The 18710-nt window shown below is 66.4% G+C and carries 25 protein-coding genes; all 25 read left to right on the top strand.

From position 1 onward, the window contains the following. Window positions 1-37 precede the first annotated feature (37 nt). The 25 genes from rplN to ACIOHP_RS02685 all read left to right on the top strand — a co-directional run bounded on the left by rplN (window position 38) and on the right by ACIOHP_RS02685 (window position 18661). Window positions 38-406: a 50S ribosomal protein L14 gene (gene rplN / locus ACIOHP_RS02805; protein WP_003992364.1), complete on the top strand. Its 369-nt coding sequence runs from the start codon at window positions 38-40 to the stop codon at window positions 404-406. Between the two features lie 2 nt (window positions 407-408). After that, complete coding sequence (gene rplX, locus ACIOHP_RS02800; protein WP_046263522.1) at window positions 409-732, top strand: 50S ribosomal protein L24; 324 nt, start codon at window positions 409-411, stop codon at window positions 730-732. Continuing rightward, the gene (rplE, locus tag ACIOHP_RS02795; RefSeq protein WP_003974255.1) at window positions 732-1289 is read left to right on the top strand and encodes a 50S ribosomal protein L5; all 558 of its coding nucleotides are present in this window, start codon (window positions 732-734) and stop codon (window positions 1287-1289) included. The genes rplX and rplE overlap by 1 nt, the downstream gene beginning before the upstream one ends. A gap of 5 nt (window positions 1290-1294) precedes the next feature. Next, window positions 1295-1480 carry a type Z 30S ribosomal protein S14 gene (locus ACIOHP_RS02790; RefSeq protein WP_003948630.1) on the top strand — a complete coding sequence of 62 codons (186 nt, stop codon included), beginning with the start codon at window positions 1295-1297 and terminating at the stop codon, window positions 1478-1480. A gap of 212 nt (window positions 1481-1692) precedes the next feature. Further along, complete coding sequence (rpsH, locus tag ACIOHP_RS02785; protein ID WP_013001411.1) at window positions 1693-2091, top strand: 30S ribosomal protein S8; 399 nt, start codon at window positions 1693-1695, stop codon at window positions 2089-2091. Window positions 2092-2112: 21 nt separating this feature from the next. Continuing rightward, window positions 2113-2652, top strand: coding sequence for a 50S ribosomal protein L6 (rplF, locus tag ACIOHP_RS02780; RefSeq protein ID WP_307027057.1), 540 nt, complete (start codon window positions 2113-2115; stop codon window positions 2650-2652). Window positions 2653-2655: 3 nt separating this feature from the next. Further along, window positions 2656-3039, top strand: a complete 384-nt coding sequence (gene rplR, locus ACIOHP_RS02775; RefSeq protein WP_189925237.1) for a 50S ribosomal protein L18 — start codon at window positions 2656-2658, stop codon at window positions 3037-3039. Window positions 3040-3080: 41 nt separating this feature from the next. Next, a complete protein-coding gene (gene rpsE, locus ACIOHP_RS02770) occupies window positions 3081-3689 on the top strand; it encodes a 30S ribosomal protein S5 (RefSeq protein ID WP_013001409.1) in 609 nt (202 codons plus the stop codon). Then, window positions 3689-3871 carry a 50S ribosomal protein L30 gene (gene rpmD, locus ACIOHP_RS02765; protein WP_005481207.1) on the top strand — a complete coding sequence of 61 codons (183 nt, stop codon included), beginning with the start codon at window positions 3689-3691 and terminating at the stop codon, window positions 3869-3871. Before rpsE ends, rpmD begins: the two co-directional genes overlap by 1 nt. Before the next feature lie 2 nt (window positions 3872-3873). Next, window positions 3874-4329, top strand: coding sequence for a 50S ribosomal protein L15 (gene rplO / locus ACIOHP_RS02760; RefSeq protein ID WP_361481030.1), 456 nt, complete (start codon window positions 3874-3876; stop codon window positions 4327-4329). 244 nt (window positions 4330-4573) lie between these two features. After that, window positions 4574-5887, top strand: coding sequence for a preprotein translocase subunit SecY (gene secY / locus ACIOHP_RS02755; RefSeq protein WP_361481027.1), 1314 nt, complete (start codon window positions 4574-4576; stop codon window positions 5885-5887). Continuing rightward, entirely contained in the window at window positions 5887-6549 is a 663-nt protein-coding gene (locus tag ACIOHP_RS02750; RefSeq protein WP_046263517.1) for an adenylate kinase, read from the top strand. The genes secY and ACIOHP_RS02750 overlap by 1 nt, the downstream gene beginning before the upstream one ends. Window positions 6550-6643: 94 nt before the next feature. Beyond that, window positions 6644-7480 carry a type I methionyl aminopeptidase gene (gene map / locus ACIOHP_RS02745; protein WP_266888952.1) on the top strand — a complete coding sequence of 279 codons (837 nt, stop codon included), beginning with the start codon at window positions 6644-6646 and terminating at the stop codon, window positions 7478-7480. Between the two features lie 247 nt (window positions 7481-7727). Next, window positions 7728-7949 (top strand): translation initiation factor IF-1, encoded by a 222-nt coding sequence (gene infA, locus ACIOHP_RS02740; RefSeq protein ID WP_003948620.1) that lies wholly within the window; start codon window positions 7728-7730, stop codon window positions 7947-7949. 57 nt (window positions 7950-8006) lie between these two features. Next, the gene (rpmJ, locus tag ACIOHP_RS02735) at window positions 8007-8120 is read left to right on the top strand and encodes a 50S ribosomal protein L36 (protein WP_003998809.1); all 114 of its coding nucleotides are present in this window, start codon (window positions 8007-8009) and stop codon (window positions 8118-8120) included. Window positions 8121-8312: 192 nt separating this feature from the next. Continuing rightward, window positions 8313-8693 (top strand): 30S ribosomal protein S13, encoded by a 381-nt coding sequence (rpsM, locus tag ACIOHP_RS02730; protein WP_046263515.1) that lies wholly within the window; start codon window positions 8313-8315, stop codon window positions 8691-8693. 70 nt (window positions 8694-8763) lie between these two features. Continuing rightward, on the top strand, window positions 8764-9168 hold the full coding sequence (rpsK, locus tag ACIOHP_RS02725) for a 30S ribosomal protein S11 (RefSeq protein ID WP_003956432.1): 405 nt from the start codon (window positions 8764-8766) through the stop codon (window positions 9166-9168). 119 nt (window positions 9169-9287) lie between these two features. Continuing rightward, window positions 9288-10310, top strand: a complete 1023-nt coding sequence (locus ACIOHP_RS02720) for a DNA-directed RNA polymerase subunit alpha (RefSeq protein ID WP_003966937.1) — start codon at window positions 9288-9290, stop codon at window positions 10308-10310. Window positions 10311-10392: 82 nt separating this feature from the next. Further along, complete coding sequence (gene rplQ / locus ACIOHP_RS02715; protein WP_361550690.1) at window positions 10393-10902, top strand: 50S ribosomal protein L17; 510 nt, start codon at window positions 10393-10395, stop codon at window positions 10900-10902. A gap of 80 nt (window positions 10903-10982) precedes the next feature. Next, complete coding sequence (gene truA, locus ACIOHP_RS02710) at window positions 10983-11846, top strand: tRNA pseudouridine(38-40) synthase TruA (RefSeq protein WP_361550693.1); 864 nt, start codon at window positions 10983-10985, stop codon at window positions 11844-11846. 385 nt (window positions 11847-12231) lie between these two features. Continuing rightward, a complete protein-coding gene (locus ACIOHP_RS02705) occupies window positions 12232-13647 on the top strand; it encodes a glycosyltransferase family 2 protein (protein ID WP_361551066.1) in 1416 nt (471 codons plus the stop codon). Then, window positions 13647-14660: a glycosyl hydrolase gene (locus ACIOHP_RS02700; RefSeq protein WP_361550696.1), complete on the top strand. Its 1014-nt coding sequence runs from the start codon at window positions 13647-13649 to the stop codon at window positions 14658-14660. The genes ACIOHP_RS02705 and ACIOHP_RS02700 overlap by 1 nt, the downstream gene beginning before the upstream one ends. Further along, entirely contained in the window at window positions 14660-16498 is a 1839-nt protein-coding gene (locus ACIOHP_RS02695; protein WP_401882692.1) for an ArnT family glycosyltransferase, read from the top strand. The genes ACIOHP_RS02700 and ACIOHP_RS02695 overlap by 1 nt, the downstream gene beginning before the upstream one ends. A 56-nt stretch (window positions 16499-16554) precedes the next feature. Then, window positions 16555-17871 carry a UDP-glucose dehydrogenase family protein gene (locus ACIOHP_RS02690; protein ID WP_401882689.1) on the top strand — a complete coding sequence of 439 codons (1317 nt, stop codon included), beginning with the start codon at window positions 16555-16557 and terminating at the stop codon, window positions 17869-17871. Between the two features lie 19 nt (window positions 17872-17890). Then, on the top strand, window positions 17891-18661 hold the full coding sequence (locus ACIOHP_RS02685; protein WP_401882686.1) for a polyprenol monophosphomannose synthase: 771 nt from the start codon (window positions 17891-17893) through the stop codon (window positions 18659-18661). Window positions 18662-18710: the final 49 nt, after the last annotated feature.

Genomic DNA, 18710 nt, shown 5'->3' with positions numbered 1-18710 from the left:
CCCCTGCCGGGAACCGGCAGACAAACAGGAGATAGACGTGATCCAGCAGGAGTCGCGACTGCGTGTCGCCGACAACACTGGTGCGAAGGAAATCCTTTGCATCCGTGTGCTCGGTGGCTCCGGTCGCCGCTACGCGGGCATCGGTGACGTCATCGTCGCCACCGTCAAGGACGCGATCCCCGGCGGCAACGTGAAGAAGGGTGACGTCATCAAGGCGGTCATCGTTCGCACCGTCAAGGAGCGCCGCCGTCCCGACGGCTCGTACATCCGCTTCGACGAGAACGCCGCTGTCATTCTCAAGAACGACGGCGACCCTCGTGGCACCCGTATCTTCGGCCCGGTCGGCCGGGAGCTGCGCGAGAAGAAGTTCATGAAGATCATCTCGCTCGCGCCGGAGGTGCTGTAAGCATGAAGATCAAGAAGGGCGACCTGGTTCAGGTCATCACCGGTAAGGACAAGGGCAAGCAGGGCAAGGTCATTGCCGCTTACCCGAGCGACGAGCGCGTCCTGGTCGAGGGTGTCAACCGGGTCAAGAAGCACACCAAGGCCGGCCCGACCGCCAAGGGTTCGCAGGCCGGTGGCATCGTCACGACCGAGGCGCCGATCCACGTCTCCAACGTCCAGCTGGTCGTTGAGAAGGACGGCAACAAGGTCGTCACGCGTGTCGGTTACCGCTTCGACGACGAGGGCAACAAGGTTCGCGTTGCCAAGCGGACTGGTGAGGACATCTGATGGCTACCACCACGACTCCGCGTCTCAAGACGAAGTACCGCGAGGAGATCGCGGGCAAGCTGCGTGAGGAGTTCTCCTACGAGAACGTCATGCAGATCCCCGGCCTCGTCAAGATCGTGGTCAACATGGGTGTGGGCGACGCCGCCCGCGACTCCAAGCTGATCGAGGGCGCCATCCGCGACCTCACCACGATCACCGGTCAGAAGCCGGCCGTCACCAAGGCCCGCAAGTCCATCGCGCAGTTCAAGCTGCGCGAGGGTCAGCCGATCGGTGCCCACGTCACGCTCCGTGGCGACCGCATGTGGGAGTTCCTGGACCGCACCCTGTCGCTCGCGCTTCCGCGCATCCGCGACTTCCGTGGTCTGTCCCCCAAGCAGTTCGACGGCCGTGGCAACTACACCTTCGGTCTCACGGAGCAGGTCATGTTCCACGAGATCGACCAGGACAAGATCGACCGTACCCGGGGTATGGACATCACCGTGGTGACCACGGCGACCAACGACGCTGAGGGCCGCGCTCTCCTTCGTCACCTCGGCTTCCCCTTCAAGGAGGCGTGAGCGAGATGGCGAAGAAGGCTCTGATTGCCAAGGCTGCTCGCAAGCCCAAGTTCGGTGTTCGCGGCTACACGCGCTGCCAGCGCTGCGGCCGTCCGCACTCCGTGTACCGCAAGTTCGGCCTGTGCCGCGTGTGCCTTCGTGAGATGGCTCACCGTGGCGAGCTGCCGGGCGTGACCAAGAGCTCCTGGTAGTCCCCCCTTTAGGGACTCCAAGGGCTCTCGGTAAGCACTGGGCGTGTCAGGCGCCCTGCTCTCCATGGCTTAGGCTAGGAGGGTTGGGCGCCTGACGGTAGCCCGTACGACTTACTACGCCGTAGGTCCACCGCACCGCACCCGCCTCGTCTCGGATCGAGGAGAGGGATGGGCACCTGGAAACCCCGGCGAGAGAGGCCGAAGGCCAATTCATGACCATGACTGATCCGATCGCAGACATGCTTACGCGTCTGCGGAACGCGAACTCGGCGTACCACGACTCTGTGACGATGCCGGCGTCCAAGATCAAGTCTCACATCGCGGAGATCCTCCAGCAGGAGGGCTTCATCACGGGCTGGAAGGTCGAGGACGCCGAGGTCGGCAAGAACCTCGTCCTCGAGCTGAAGTTCGGCCCGAACCGTGAGCGCTCCATCGCGGGCATCAAGCGGATCTCCAAGCCCGGTCTCCGGGTTTACGCGAAGTCCACCTCCCTGCCCAAGGTGCTGGGTGGCCTCGGCGTGGCGATCATCTCCACGTCCCACGGGCTCCTCACCGACAAGCAGGCCGGCAAGAAGGGCGTAGGCGGAGAAGTTCTCGCCTACGTCTGGTAGCGGAAGGGAACGGAAGAAGCTATGTCGCGTATTGGCAAGCTCCCCATCACGGTTCCCGCCGGCGTGGACGTCACCATCGACGGCCAGACGGTCTCGGTGAAGGGCCCCAAGGGATCCCTGAGCCACACCGTCGTTTCGCCGATCGAGATCGCCAAGGGTGAGGACGGCGTCCTGAACGTCACCCGCCCCAACGACGAGCGTCAGAGCAAGGCCCTGCACGGCCTGTCCCGCACGCTGGTGGCGAACATGATCACCGGCGTGACCCAGGGTTACGTGAAGAAGCTCGAGATCAGCGGTGTCGGTTACCGCGTTACGGCCAAGGGATCGAACCTCGAGTTCGCTCTGGGCTACAGCCACCCGATCACCGTCGAAGCCCCCGAGGGCATCACCTTCAAGGTTGAGAACCCGACCCGTTTCTCGGTCGAGGGCATCGACAAGCAGAAGGTCGGCGAGGTTGCGGCCAACATCCGCAAGCTGCGCAAGCCCGACCCGTACAAGGCCAAGGGCGTCAAGTACGAGGGCGAAGTCATCCGCCGCAAGGTCGGAAAGGCGGGTAAGTAAGCCATGGCATACGGACAGAAGATCCTTAAGGGCGACGCCTACAAGCGCGCCGCGATCAAGCGCCGTCACATTCGTATCCGCAAGCACATCTCGGGTACGGCTGAGCGGCCGCGTCTCGTTGTGACGCGCTCGAACCGCCACATCGTGGCCCAGGTCATCGACGACATCAAGGGTCACACCCTGGCGTCGGCGTCGACCCTGGACACCTCGATCCGCGGTGGCGAGGGCGACAAGTCCGCGCAGGCGAAGTCGGTCGGCGCCCTGGTCGCCGAGCGTGCCAAGGCCGCGGGCGTCGAGGCTGTCGTATTCGACCGTGGTGGCAACCAGTACGCCGGGCGCATTGCCGCCCTGGCGGACGCCGCCCGCGAAGCCGGGCTCAAGTTCTGAGCCGCTTCCGTAGCTAGCGGAAACAGAGAGAGGTAATTCCAATGGCTGGACCCCAGCGCCGCGGTGGCGGTGCCGGTGGCGGCGAGCGGCGGGACCGGAAGGGCCGTGACGGCGGCGCAGCTGCCGCCGAGAAGACCGCTTACGTTGAGCGCGTTGTCGCGATCAACCGTGTCGCCAAGGTTGTGAAGGGTGGTCGTCGCTTCAGCTTCACTGCGCTCGTCGTAGTGGGCGATGGCGATGGCACCGTCGGTGTCGGTTACGGCAAGGCCAAGGAGGTGCCGGCCGCGATCGCCAAGGGTGTTGAAGAGGCCAAGAAGCACTTCTTCAAGGTCCCCCGTATCCAGGGCACCATCCCGCACCCGATCACGGGCGAGAAGGCCGCGGGCGTCGTCCTGCTCAAGCCTGCTTCCCCCGGTACCGGCGTTATCGCCGGTGGCCCGGTGCGTGCCGTGCTCGAGTGCGCCGGCGTTCACGACATCCTGTCGAAGTCGCTCGGTTCGTCGAACGCGATCAACATCGTGCACGCGACCGTGGAGGCCCTGAAGGGTCTGCAGCGTCCCGAGGAGATCGCGGCTCGCCGTGGTCTGCCCCTCGAGGACGTCGCTCCCGCGGCTCTGCTGCGTGCGCGTGCCGGGGCTGGTGCTGCGTAATGGCACAGCTCAAGATCACGCAGACGAAGTCGTACATCGGCAGCAAGCAGAACCACCGTGACACCCTGCGTTCCCTTGGTCTCAAGGGCATCAACACGCAGGTCGTCAAGGAGGATCGTCCCGAGTTCCGCGGCATGGTGCACACCGTCCGCCACCTCGTGACGGTCGAGGAGGTCGACTGATCATGGCGGAGAACAACCCGCTCAAGATTCACAACCTCCGTCCCGCCCCGGGCGCCAAGACCGCCAGGACCCGTGTGGGTCGTGGTGAGGCGTCGAAGGGTAAGACGGCCGGTCGTGGTACCAAGGGCACGAAGGCCCGTTACCAGGTTCCGGAGCGCTTCGAGGGTGGGCAGATGCCCCTCCACATGCGTCTTCCGAAGCTCAAGGGCTTCAAGAACCCCTTCAAGGTCGAGTTCCAGGTCGTGAACCTCGACAAGCTGGCCGCGCTCTACCCCGAGGGTGGCGAGGTCACCGTCGAGGGTCTGGTGGCCAAGGGTGCCGTTCGCAAGAACAGCCTCGTCAAGGTCCTCGGTCAGGGTGAGCTCACCGTGGCGCTGCAGGTGACGGTTGACGCCGTCTCCGGCTCCGCCAAGGAGAAGATCACCGCGGCCGGCGGCACCGTCACCGAGCTCGTCTGAACACCTCAGGCGTCTCGATGACTTGAGCGATCCCGACCGGGGATACCCCACAAATGGGGTATCCCCGGTTGGTCGTTCCTAGGGTGGCAGTCTCGCCGGTAAGGTGGCCTGCACTGCCAACTTTCACAGGGTGCTGCACCTGGGGCACCTTGAGCGGCAGTTGGCCGTTACGTATTCGTCTGTATCCGTCGAACCTCAAGACCGTCACCCTTGACGCAGTAGCGCGGGGGTCGCAGGAGGCACCGTGCTCACCGCGTTCGCCCGGGCGTTCAAGACGCCCGACCTGCGCAAGAAGCTGCTCTTCACGCTGGGCATCATCGTGGTGTACCGAGTGGGTACCCACGTCCCGATCCCCGGCGTCGACTACAAGTCCGTTCAGCAGTGCGTCGACGAGGCGTCCGCGAACCAGGGCCTCTTCGGTCTGGTCAACATGTTCAGCGGCGGAGCGCTGCTGCAGATCACCATCTTCGCGCTCGGGATCATGCCGTACATCACGGCGAGCATCATCCTTCAGCTGCTGACCGTGGTCATCCCGCGCCTGGAAGCCCTCAAGAAGGAGGGCCAGGCCGGTACCGCGAAGATCACGCAGTACACCCGCTACCTGACCGTGGCGCTCGCCATCCTTCAGGGCACGGGCCTCGTCGCCACCGCCCGCAGCGGTGCGCTGTTCTCCGGCTGCACCGCCGCGTCGTCCATCGTCCCGGACCGCTCGATCTTCTCCACGATCGTCATGGTCATCACCATGACCGCCGGTACGGCCGTCGTGATGTGGCTCGGTGAGCTCATCACCGACCGCGGTATCGGCAACGGCATGTCGATCCTGATGTTCATCTCGATCGCCGCCACCTTCCCGTCGGCGCTGTGGGCCATCAAGAAGCAGGGCACCCTGGCCGACGGCTGGATCGAGTTCGGCACCGTCGTCGCGGTCGGCCTGGTCATGGTCGGTCTGGTGGTCTTCGTCGAGCAGGCTCAGCGCCGTATCCCGGTTCAGTACGCGAAGCGGATGATCGGCCGCCGCGCCTACGGCGGGACGTCCACGTACATCCCGCTGAAGGTGAACCAGGCGGGTGTGATTCCCGTCATCTTCGCGTCGTCGCTGCTGTACATCCCGGCTCTCATTGCGCAGTTCTCGAGCAGCAACTCCGGCTGGAAGACCTGGGTCGAGCAGAATCTCACCAAGGGCGACCACCCGATTTACATCACCATGTACTTCTTGCTGATCGTTTTCTTCGCCTTCTTCTACGTCGCGATCTCCTTCAACCCCGAGGAAGTCGCCGACAACATGAAGAAGTATGGTGGCTTCATCCCGGGCATCCGGGCTGGCCGACCGACCGCTGAGTACCTCTCCTACGTACTCAACCGGATCACCTGGCCGGGTTCGCTGTACTTGGGTCTGATCGCTCTCGTCCCGACGATGGCGTTGGTTGGTTTCGGGGCAAACCAGAACTTCCCGTTCGGCGGGACCAGCATCCTGATCATCGTGGGTGTGGGTCTTGAGACGGTGAAGCAGATCGAGAGCCAGCTCCAGCAGCGCAATTACGAAGGGTTCCTCCGCTGATGCGAATCGTCCTCGTCGGGCCGCCTGGCGCCGGAAAGGGAACGCAGGCCACGCGCCTCGCCGAGAAACTGCGTGTCCCGCACATCTCCACGGGCGACCTGTTCCGCGCCAACATCAGCCAGCAGACGGACCTTGGCAAACTCGCGAAGTCCTACATGGACGCCGGCAACCTCGTCCCCGACGAGGTCACCATCGCGATGGCGAAGGACCGTATGGAACAGCCGGACGCCGTGAACGGCTTCCTGCTGGACGGCTTCCCGCGGAACGTCTCACAGGCCGAGGCGTTGGACGAGCTGCTCACCACCGAGGGCATCAAGCTGGACGCGGTGCTGGATCTGGAGGCCCCCGAGGAGGAGGTCGTCAAGCGGATCGCCGGTCGGCGCATCTGCCGTAACGACTCCTCGCACGTCTTCCACGTGACGTACAAGAAGCCGGCCAAGGAAGGCGTCTGTGACGTCTGCGGCGGCGAGCTGTACCAGCGGGACGACGACTCCGAGGCCACCGTCCGCACGCGGCTCGAGGTCTACCACACGCAGACCGAGCCGATCATCGACTACTACAAGTCGCAGGGCCTGGTCGTGACGATCGAGGCCATGGGTCCGGTGGACGAGGTCACCACTCGTGCGCTGGCCGGACTGAAGCGTGAGGGCGACGACCAGTAGTCGTCGTCCTGGTACGGCCGTGGAGTCCCGAGGGACTGCACGGCCGTACTGTTGTGTAAACCGAACCGGCGAGTGACGGAGAGCGCAGGCCCCCATGGTGCAGATCAAGACCCCCGAGCAGATCGCCAAGATGCGTGAGGCGGGACTGGTCGTCGCCGCCATCCACGCGGCCACCCGGGAGGCCGCTGTGCCCGGGGCGTCCACGAAGGACCTGGACGAGGTCGCGCGGAAGGTGCTCGCCGAGCACGGGGCGAAGTCGAACTTCCTGGGGTACGGCGGTTTCCCGGCGACGATCTGCACCTCCGTGAACGAGGTCGTGGTCCACGGCATCCCGTCCGAGGACGTGGTCCTGGCGGACGGCGACATCATCTCCATCGACTGCGGCGCGATCGTCGACGGCTGGCACGGTGACGCGGCCTACACGGCCTTCGTGGGGTCCGGTCACGCCCCGGAGCTCCTTGAGCTGTCCCGGGTGACGGAAGAGTCCATGTGGGCCGGTATCGCCGCGATGAAGCAGGGCAACCGGCTGGTGGACGTGTCGAAGGCCATCGAGACGTACATCCGTCGGCAGCCGAAGGCCGGCGGCGGGCGCTACGGGATCATCGAGGACTACGGCGGCCATGGCATCGGTACCGAGATGCACATGGACCCGCATCTGCTGAACTACGTCGACCGGCGGCGGGGGAAGGGGCCGAAGCTGGTTCCCGGGTTCTGCCTCGCGATCGAGCCGATGGTGTCGCTGGGGACGCCCAGGACCGAGGTCCTCTCCGACGACTGGACCGTCATCACGACGGACGGTACGTGGTCCTCGCACTGGGAGCACTCCGTCGCGTTGACGGTGGACGGTCCGCTGGTGCTCACCGCTCCCGACGGGGGCAAGGCGAAGCTGGCGGAGTACGGCGTCGTCGCCGCCCCGGATCCGCTGGCCTGAGCGCTTTCCGGGGAGGTTCCGTCGTCGGGCGACCGCGGGTGCGTCGTGGTTGATCGCGCGGTTCCCCGCGTCCCTGACGGAGCGCTGTCGCCCTCCGCGTGCTTAAAGATCTCCCCTCCCGGGCATTCTTCCTCGATTCGTCTTTCCGGGTGTGCTGACGTAGACTGACTCGTCGGCTCTCGTGCACCCGCATGTCTGCATGCGCTCGCGCAGAGTCGATCAAGGTAGTCGATTCGAAGGGCGAAGCGTGGCCAAGAAGCAAGGTGCCATCGAGATCGAGGGCACTGTCGTCGAGTCTCTTCCGAACGCCATGTTCAAGGTCGAGCTCCAGAACGGCCACCAGGTCCTGGCACACATCAGCGGCAAGATGCGTATGCACTACATCCGTATCCTCCCTGACGACCGGGTCGTGGTGGAGCTGTCTCCGTACGACCTGACGCGTGGCCGGATCGTCTACCGCTACAAGTAGATCTTGCCCGCATCCCGTTTCGGCGGGGTGGTGGCACTGACCCGGAGAACCTCACTAATGAAGGTCAAGCCGAGCGTCAAGAAGATCTGCGACAAGTGCAGGGTGATCCGCCGTCACGGTCGGGTCATGGTCATCTGCGAGAACCCGCGCCACAAGCAGCGCCAGGGCTGACGCACGACCTTTCCCTCTGCATCGATATCGCAGAGATTCGCGCGACGCGAGCTGAATTTGTTCATACGCAGAACCCAGGCACCACGGTGTCTGACACCCCCGGTTCGGAGGCCGGGGACCCAGTTCGTACCTGGTACGGCGGCTGGGAACCGGTTCTGTGGAAGACCTCCGAAGATCACCAGGAGCCATTGAATGGCACGCGTTTCCGGTGTTGACATCCCGCGCGAAAAGCGCGTGGAGGTCGCCCTGACCTACGTGTTCGGTATTGGCCGTACTCTCTCCCAGCTGACGCTGGCCGAGACCGGCGTCGACCCGAACACCCGCGTTCGCGACCTCTCCGAGGAGCAGCTCGTCGCGATTCGTGAGTACGTCGACAACAACATCAAGACCGAGGGTGACCTCCGTCGTGAGGTCCAGGCCGACATCCGCCGCAAGGTGGAGATCGGTTGCTACCAGGGTCTCCGTCACCGTCGTGGTCTGCCCGTCCGCGGTCAGCGCACCAGCACGAACGCTCGTACCCGCAAGGGCCCGCGTCGCGCCATCGCCGGCAAGAAGAAGCCGGGCAAGAAGTAGTCCTCAGCGGACAACGCTTCATCAGCGGTCTTCGCTGTAGGACCGACCACCTCCCCGTAGGAGTTACTAGATGCCCCCCAAGGGTCGTCAGGGCGCTGCCAAGAAGGTGCGCCGCAAGGAAAAGAAGAACGTCGCTCATGGGCACGCCCACATCAAGAGCACGTTCAACAACACGATCGTCTCGATCACGGACCCCTCGGGCAACGTGATCTCCTGGGCCTCCGCCGGCCACGTCGGCTTCAAGGGCTCGCGCAAGTCCACCCCCTTCGCCGCGCAGATGGCCGCCGAGTCGGCCGCCCGCCGCGCGCAGGAGCACGGCATGCGCAAGGTTGACGTGTTCGTCAAGGGTCCCGGCTCCGGCCGTGAGACCGCGATCCGCTCCCTCCAGGCCACCGGCCTCGAGGTCGGCTCGATCCAGGACGTCACGCCGACCCCGCACAACGGCTGCCGTCCGCCCAAGCGCCGCCGCGTCTGACGCACGGCTGCTTGGTCTGAGGTTTTCGGGCGGTATGACTCTTCGGAGTCGTATCGCCCGTACCCTTGTAACAAATCAGGGCGTCAAATAGCGGGCGCCCCTGACAGAAGGAACGCACCATGCTGATCGCTCAGCGTCCCTCGTTGACCGAAGAGGTCGTCGACGAGTTCCGCTCCCGGTTCGTGATCGAGCCGCTGGAGCCGGGCTTCGGCTACACCCTCGGCAACTCCCTCCGCCGTACCCTCCTGTCGTCGATCCCCGGCGCTGCTGTCACCAGCATCCGCATCGACGGTGTCCTGCACGAGTTCACCACCGTGCCGGGCGTCAAGGAGGACGTCACCGACCTGATCCTCAACATCAAGCAGCTGGTCGTCTCCTCGGAGCACGACGAGCCGGTCGTGATGTACCTGCGCAAGCAGGGTCCGGGTCTGGTCACCGCCGCCGACATCGCGCCTCCGGCCGGTGTCGAGGTGCACAACCCCGACCTGGTCCTGGCCACGCTGAACGGCAAGGGCAAGCTGGAGATGGAGCTGACGGTCGAGCGTGGCCGTGGCTATGTCTCCGCCGTGCAGAACAAGCAGGTCGGTCAGGAGATCGGGCGCATCCCGGTCGACTCGATCTACTCGCCGGTTCTGAAGGTCACGTACAAGGTCGAGGCGACGCGTGTCGAGCAGCGGACCGACTTCGACAAGCTGATCGTCGATGTCGAGACCAAGCAGGCGATGCGTCCGCGTGACGCCATGGCGTCGGCCGGTAAGACGCTGGTGGAGCTGTTCGGTCTCGCCCGCGAGCTGAACATCGACGCCGAGGGCATCGACATGGGCCCGTCCCCCACGGACGCTGCCCTTGCCGCTGATCTGGCGCTGCCGATCGAGGAGCTGGAGCTCACCGTTCGGTCGTACAACTGCCTCAAGCGTGAGGGCATCCACTCCGTGGGTGAGCTCGTCGCCCGCTCCGAGGCCGACCTCCTGGACATCCGTAACTTCGGTGCGAAGTCCATCGACGAGGTCAAGGCGAAGCTGGCCGGCATGGGCCTGGCCCTCAAGGACAGCCCGCCCGGATTCGACCCGACCGCCGCCGCCGACGCCTTCGGTGCCGACGACGACGCGGACGCGGGTTTCGTGGAGACCGAGCAGTACTGATCGGTCGTTGCCGGTGAGCATCCGCTCATCGGGTTCCTGACCCCGGTACCTGATACGGCCGGGGCAGACCAAGGAGAAAGAAATGCCGAAGCCCACCAAGGGTGCCCGTCTGGGCGGCAGTGCCGCGCACGAGAAGCTCCTCCTCGCGAACCTCGCGAAGGCGCTGTTCGAGCACGGCCGTATCACCACGACCGAGGCGAAGGCGCGCAAGCTGCGTCCGTACGCCGAGCGTCTGGTGACCAAGGCGAAGAAGGGCGACCTTCACAACCGCCGCCAGGTGCTCCAGGTCATCACGGACAAGGGCGTCGTCCACACGCTCTTCACCGAGATCGGCCCGCGGTACGAGAACCGTCCGGGTGGCTACACCCGTATCACCAAGATCGGTAACCGTCGTGGCGACAACGCGCCCATGGCTGTCATCGAGCTGGTCGAGGCGCTGACGGTCGCGCAGGAGGCGACGGGTGAGGCCGAGGCCGCCACCAAGCGTGCCGCGAAGGACGCCGAGGCTGCTCCGGTCGCCGAGGAGACCAAGGTCGACGTGACCAAGGCCGACGAGGCCGAGGACGCCGCCGAGGAGTCCAAGGACGCCTGAGGCTCTGCCTCGCGTTGACAAAGCGGGCCCGTTCCTTTTGGGGAGCGGGCCCGCTTTCGTGTTCCTGAGAGGATCTCTGTGTGAGTGACGAAGTAGAGCCCGGGTTCGTGCGGGTGCGGATGGATCTGTCGTACGACGGGAGCGAGTTCTCCGGGTGGGCCAAGCAGGCCGGGGGGCGGCGGACCGTGCAGGGAGAGGTCGAGGACGCGCTGCGTACGGTGACCCGGTCCCGGGAGACGTACGAGCTGACCGTGGCCGGGCGGACCGATGCCGGGGTGCATGCGCGGGGGCAGGTCGTGCATGTCGATCTGCCTCGGGAGGTCTGGGGCGAGCATCACGAGAAGTTGCTCAAGCGGCTCGCCGGGCGGCTGTCGAAGGACGTCCGGGTGTGGGCGCTGCGTGAGGCGCCCAGCGGGTTCAACGCCCGGTTCTCCGCCGTCTGGCGGCGGTACGCCTATCGCGTCACCGACAACCCCGGGGGTGTGGACCCGCTGCTGCGGAGTCATGTCCTGTGGCACGACTGGCCGCTCGACGTCGATGCGATGAACGAGGCCGCCGGGCGGCTCCTCGGGGAGCACGACTTCGCCGCCTACTGCAAGAAGCGGGAGGGTGCGACCACCATTCGTACGCTCCAGGAGCTGAGCCTGGTGCGAGGCGAGGACGGGATCATCACCGCCACGGTCCGGGCCGATGCCTTCTGCCACAACATGGTGCGCTCGCTGATCGGGGCGCTGCTGTTCGTGGGGGACGGGCACCGGGGGCCGGAGTGGCCGGGAAAGGTGCTGGCCGCGGGGGTCAGGGACTCCGCCGTGCATGTCGTACGGCCGCACGGGCTGACGCTCGAGGAAGTCGGCTACCCGGCCGACGCATTGCTGGCCGCGCGGAGCAGGGAGGCCCGGAATCGGCGCTCGTTGCCCGGGTCGTCCGGTTGTGAAACCTGTTAGTTACCCCTCATTTCGCCGCAGATAGCGGACATGTCGCGTCTTACCCGGCGTAAGCCTCCTTCCGACCCTTACGTCATCTACATAACTTCGGTTAATCTTTCGCAGCTCGGCCATTGGTTCGATTGGGGAGGCCGAGCACGGGTGGGGGTCGACGGGCCGGTGAGGCCCATGGGTGGTTTCTTTTTTCATGAGTTCAGTGGGTCCTGTACGGACCGGGGGGCGTCGCAACGCGCGCCAGAACAGTGGACGGCGCAGGGCTGGACGAAGTGGGAGCGCTCCCCTGGGGCTGCTGCCGCTGCCGCCGTCGGACAAGGAGAAGTACTCCTATGCCCGGCGGAACCTGTGGATTCTGACGATCAGCTCGCTGATCAGCTTCTGCTGCCTGGTGGTGAGCCAGTTCGAGCTGGCGAAGTCCACGCCGGTGCTTTGGATCTACACACCGCTGCTGGTCTTCACGGTCGTCTACTACTTGATATCGCTCCGGGTGAATGGTTTCACCAGGGACTTCGACATCGCGTACCACAAGCGGCTGGTCCACAACTGGCGTCCCGAGGTCTATCCCACGGTCGACGTGTTCCTGCCGGTGTGCGGTGAGCCCATCGAGGTGCTGCACAACACCTGGCGCCATGTCCGGGACATGGCCGACCACTACCCGGGCGTCTGCGTCCCGTTCGTCCTCGACGACGGCGCCGACCCCCAGCTGGAGGCGATGGCCCGGGACTTCGGGTTCCGCTACGGCACCCGCGAGAACCGCGGCTGGTTCAAGAAGGCCGGCAATCTGCACTTCGGGTTCGGGCAGTCCGACGGCAAGTACATCCTCATCCTGGACGCCGACTTCACCCCGCGTGCCGACCTGCTCCAAGAGCTGCTGCCGTACATGGAGTCCGACCCGGGCATCGGTATCGTCCAGTCCCCGCAGTACTTCCGGGTGCTGGACTCGCAGAACTGGATCGAGCGTGGCGCGGGCGCCGTGCAGGAGCTGTTCTACCGGTCCGTGCAGGTCTCCCGGCAGGGCAGTGACGGCGCGATCTGCGTGGGCTCCTGTGCCGTGTACCGGCGGGCCGCGCTGGAGACCAACGGCGGTACGACGCTGATCGAGCACTCCGAGGACGTGCACACCGGCTTCGACCTGCGGGGCCTGGGCTGGGACCTGCGGTATGTGCCGGTCGCCGTCTCCACCGGAGTGTGCCCGGACACCGCCGGCGCCTTCTTCAACCAGCAGTACCGCTGGTGCTCCGGGTCGATGAGCCTGCTCGGCAGCAAGAAGTTCTGGGAGCGCAAGATCAAGCTCTCCAGCCGGCTGTGCTACATGTCCGGGTTCTTCTACTACATCCACACCGCGCTGTTCACCTTCGCGGCGCCGGTCATCCCCATCGTGCTGCTGGTGATGATGCCGGACAAGCTCCAGGTCGAGCATCTGCTCATGGTGGCGCCCAGCATCATCTACACCACGATCGTCTTCCCGATGTGGCACAAGGCGCCCTATCGGCTGGAGGCCTGGGCCGCCCGCATGATGTACGGCTGGGCGCACGTCTTCGCCATCTGGGACATCCTGCGCAAGAACCGCATGGGCTGGCAGCCCACCGGATCCTCCGGAGCCAAGAAGAACAAGACCCGCCGCTTCTGGATCGGCATGTGGGTCTGGAGCGGCGGCACCGCCCTGATCTGGGTGGTCGGCGCCGTGTACCGGACGTTCACCATGGACGCCCCGGACTTCGCCCTGATCCTGTCCTCCGGACTCTTCTACGCCCTCGTCGTGGGCCGTGTGCTGGTCCAGCCCCGCGAGAAGGAGGCCGTCTGATGCAGCTTCGCACCCGCACGCGCACCGCACTGACCGCCGTCCTGCTCACCGCGCTGGCCCTCAGCGGCTGCTCCGTGCTCGCCGACTCGAACAACGGCTCACCGGCCGGACAGGCCGAGGGGGACGCCGATCGGTCGCAGAGCGCGGAGTCGGACGTTCCCTACGACGTCGTACCGCTGATCAAGCCGAAGAAGAAGTACTACGGGGCCGCGGTGGCGGGCGCGCCGACCTCCATGAAGGGCGTCGACGCGTACACCGAGATGACCGGCAAGCAGCCGAACCTCATCGAGTACTACGCCGCCTGGGGCGACGGCTTCGACGCCAGCGGTGTGCGCAAGGCCTGGAAGGAGGGCGCCATGACGCTGATGTCCTGGGAGCCCTTCGACACCAGTGTCGCCGACATCGCTGCCGGTGAGTCGGACGCGTACATCAAGAAGTACGCGACGGCGGTCCGCAAGCTGAACCTCCCCGTGGTGATCGACTTCGCCGACGAGTTCAACGGCCACTGGGAGAAGTGGGGGACCAAGCACACGACCCCCGAGCAGTACGTGGCAGCCTGGCGGCACATCCACGAGACCTTCATCGACGCCGGCGCCTCGAACGTGATCTGGGCCTGGTCGCCCAACATCATCAACCCGGTCAAGAGCGTCAAGCTCGAGCCGTACTACCCAGGCGATGCCTACGTCGACTGGGTCGGTCTGATCGGCTACTGGACGATCGACGACGACAACGCGTTCGACAGCGTCTTCGGTCCCACCATCGACCAGATCCGCACCTTCACCAAGAAGCCGATGCTTCTGCTGGAGACCGCGGCCATGGCGGGTGAGCGGCGACGGGCCGACATCCGCAATCTGTTCGCGGGTGTGGAGGCCGACGACGACATGCTCGGCTTCATCTGGTTCAACCACAAGAAGCGTGCCGACTGGCGGTTGGAGGCGAGCCCGCTGGCCCTTCAGGAGTTCAAGCAGCTGGCCGCGGACGACCGTTTCGGCTTCGACGTACGGAAGCCGTGATGACTTCCCGACACGATCACTACACGCCGCAGCCCTACGATCCGTACGCCGACGACGACGGCAGCTGGTTCAACTCCGACGGCCGCGCCTCGCAGCAGCAGTACCAGCAGCAGCAGTACCAGCAGCAGCCGTACCAGCAGCAGACGTACAGCTACGACAACACGCAGTACCCGTACCAGGACCCGCAGCAGCCTCACCAGGCCGCCGTCCCCGAGCAGTCGCAGAGGGGTTACGACGACCAGCCGACGTACGCCCTGCGTACGGTCGAGTACCAGCAGGTGCCCGACGACGAGCCCGGTTACCACATCCCCGAGACGCCGGACGCGGGCTGGGACGACACCCCGAGCAAGCGGCGGGCGTGGGTCAGCCGTGGTGTCCTGCTGGTCATTCTGCTGATCCAGACGGTGCTGTCGCTGCGGCTGTCCAACACCGCCTTCCAGGACGAGGCCCTCTACCTGGCCGCGGGCCACAACATCATCGACCACTGGATGAACGGCACCCCGCTGCACAGCGGGTACGAGTCGTACTTCTCCGGGTCGCCGGTCCTCTATCCGGTCGCCGCGGCTGTCGTCGACGGCTGGTTCGGGCTCTCCGGCGCCCGCGCGCTGAGCCTGCTGTGCATGCTGGGTGCGACCGCGCTGCTGTACTCCTTCAGCCGGCGCATGTTCAACGAGCGGGTGGCGCTGGTCGCCGCCGCGCTGTTCGCGGTCACGCAGCCGAGCATCGTGCTCGGCTGGTTCGCCACCTACGACGCTCCGGCGATCTTCCTGCTGGCCCTGGCCGCCTGGATCGTCGTCCGCACCAACCGGGCACCCGCGGCCGCCGTGCTGCTCGCCGCTCCGGTGATCGTGCTGGCGGTCGCGGTGAAGTACGCGTCCGCGCTGTACCTGCCCACCCTCGTCGTGCTCGCCGCGCTGACGGCCTGGCACCACAAGGGGTGGCGTTGTCTGCTCCGCGCGTTCCTGCTCGGCCTCGGCACCGCCGCGCTGGTCGGGGTCGGCCTGGTGTACACCGATGTGCTCGCCGGTGTGAAGGCGACCACCACCAACCGTGCCCACGGCACCGACACCGCGATGTCCCTGGTGGAGAAGTCCGTGGAGTGGGGCGGGCTGATGTTCGCCGCCGCCGTCGCGGGCACCGTCGCCTACGCGCTGCGCGGCCGGATGAACGAGTCCCCGCGCTCGCACGGACTGGGCGGCCCCGGCTGGCGCTGGCGCGCGCTGCTCGGCCTGGTGCTGGCGGGCACGGCGCTGCTGGCTCCGGCGTACCAGATCCACCTCAGCACCTCGGTCTCGCTCTACAAGCACCTCGACTTCGGTCTGCTCTTCGCCGCCCCGATGGCCGGCGTCGGTGTCATCCGGCTGGTCGGCAAGCACTTCCGCTATCCGCAGCTGGGCATCCTGATCTGGGTCACCGCGCTGTGCCTCGGCGTCTCGCAGTCCGAGTGGCGGTTCGGGCTGTGGCCCGACTCCACGCCGCTCGTCAAGGCCATCGAGCCGTACATGAAGCCCAAGGCCAAGTACCTCGGCGCCACGTACGAGGTGCCCGTCTACTACCTGCAGGACAAGACCAACCACGACCAGTGGACGTCGACGTACGGCATCGGCTATTCGGACAAGAAGGGCAGGATCCACCACGGCAGGGAGGGGTACCGGCTCGCCATCGAGGCCGGCTACTTCGATCTGATCGTGCTGGACGGCGTCGCGACGCCGGACCTCGACAAGTACCTCGAGCAGCAGGTGACCAAGAGCGGGCACTACCGCCTGGTCGGCAAGATCCCGTTCAAGCTCAGCTCGGGCGGCACCGGCTGGTACCAGGTCTGGACGAAGACGTCCTGAACCGGTCGCCCTCCTCTGTTCTTCCTCACCCCTGTATTCACGAAAGGCCGTAAACCATGCGGCTCACCGTCATCGGCACCGGCTACCTCGGTGCCACCCACGCCGCCTGCATGGCGGAGCTCGGTCATGAGGTGGTCGGCGTCGACGTCGACCCGGACAAGATCGCCGCGCTGCGGGCCGGCCAGGTGCCGTTCCATGAGCCCGGGCTGCCCGAGCTGATCCGGAAGCACACGGCGACCGGGCGGCTGAGGTTCACCACCGACCACACGGAGGCCGGGGCCTTCGGCGAGGTGCACTTCGTGTGTGTCGGCACCCCGCAGCGCAAGGACTCCGAGGGCGCCGACCTCACCTATGTCGACGCGGCTTTCGCGGCGATCGCCGAGCACGCGGCCGAGGGCTCGCTGCTGGTCGGGAAGTCGACCGTGCCGGTGGGCACGGCGGAGCGGCTCGCCGGGACGCTGGGCGTCGAGGTCGCCTGGAACCCGGAGTTCCTGCGGGAGGGCTTCGCCGTCGAGGACACGCTGCGGCCCGACCGGCTGGTCATCGGTGTCCGATCCGCACATGCGGAAACGATCCTCCGCAAGGTGTACGAGCCCGTGCTGGAGGCCGGCACCCCGCTGGTCACCGCCGACTTCCCGACCGCCGAGCTGGTCAAGACGGCCGCCAACGCCTTCCTCGCCACCAAGATCTCCTTCATCAACGCGATGGCCGAGCTCTGCGAGGCGACGGGCGGCGACGTCGGCGTCCTGGCCGAGGCCATCGGCCACGACGACCGGATCGGGAAGAAGTTCCTGCGGGCCGGCGTCGGCTTCGGCGGGGGCTGTCTGCCCAAGGACATCCGCGCCTTCGCGCACCGCGCCGACGAGCTGGGGGTCTCGCTGGCGTTCCTGCGCGAGGTGGACGCGATCAACATGCGCCGCCGCGACAAGGTTGTCGAGCTGGCGCGGGAGCTGTGCGGAGGTGCGGTGCTGGGGGCCCGTATCGCCGTACTGGGCGCGGCGTTCAAGCCGGACTCGGACGACATCCGGGACTCGCCCGCGCTCAACGTGGCCGCCCGTCTGCGCCTGGACGGCGCCGACGTCACGGTGTACGACCCCGAGGCGCTGGACAACGCCCGCAAGGCGTTCCCGCTCCTCGGATACGCGATGTCGGCCGAGGAGGCGCTCAGGGGAGCCGACCTCGTGCTGCATCTGACCGAGTGGCCGCAGTTCCGGGAGATCGACCCGGAACGGGCCGCGTCGCTGGTGGCCCGTCCGCTGATCGTGGACGGCCGGGGGGCGCTCGACGGGGACCGCTGGTCCGCGGCGGGCTGGCACTTCCGCGCGCTGGGCAGACCCGCGCCGGTTGAGGAGAGGCCCCTTCAGGGCCTCTAGGGGAGGGAAACGGAAAGACATGACTGCCTACGACAGACACCCCGGCGTACCGGTCACCATCGTGATGCCGACGTACAACGAGGCGGCGAACCTGCCCAGGATGGCCGAGCTCGTCCTCGGTCTGCCGATCGACGGGCTGCATCTGAAGATCGTCGACGACTCCAGCCCCGACGGGACGGGGCGGATCGCCGAGGAGCTCGCGGAGAAGTACAACGCGGACCGGGCTCACGGGCGCCGCCGCATGAGCGTGCTGCACCGCACCGAGAAGGACGGCCTCGGGCGCGCGTACGTCGCGGGCATGAGCGCCGCGCTCGCCGAGGGCGCCGAGTACGTGATCCAGATGGACGCCGACGGCAGCCACCCCGTGGAAGCGGTCCCACGCATGCTCGGCACGGCCGTGGCCTCCGGCGTCGGCCTGGTCGTCGGCAGCCGGTACGTCGAGGGCGGCTCGCTGGACGAGGAGTGGGGCAGGCACCGCGTCCTGCTGTCCCGCTTCGCCAACCGCTACGCCCGGACCGTGCTCGGCACGAAGATCCGGGACATCACGGCCGGTTTCAACCTGTGGTCGGCCGCCACGCTGCGTGACGTGGATCTGGCGACCCTGGACAGCGCCGGCTACAGCTTCCAGGTCGAGCTGAAGTTCAAGGCCGTCCGGGCCGGGCACAGCGCCGTCGAGATCCCGATCCGCTTCGAGGAGCGCACCGAGGGCGTCTCCAAGATGAACCTCTCGACGCAGATCGAGTCGGCGCTGGTGCCGCTGCGGCTGCGGATGCGCAACCGGCACAGCTGAGCGGCCCCGACCGGGATCCGCCGGCCTCCGGGGGCCGGCGGATCGACGC

It is taken from the genome of Streptomyces sp. NPDC087859, assembly GCF_044742595.1.
GTDB classification, from domain to species: Bacteria; Actinomycetota; Actinomycetes; order Streptomycetales; family Streptomycetaceae; genus Streptomyces; species Streptomyces canus_F.
Note: the sequence above shows the minus strand (reverse complement) of the source record. Positions and strands in the feature narration are given on the sequence as shown.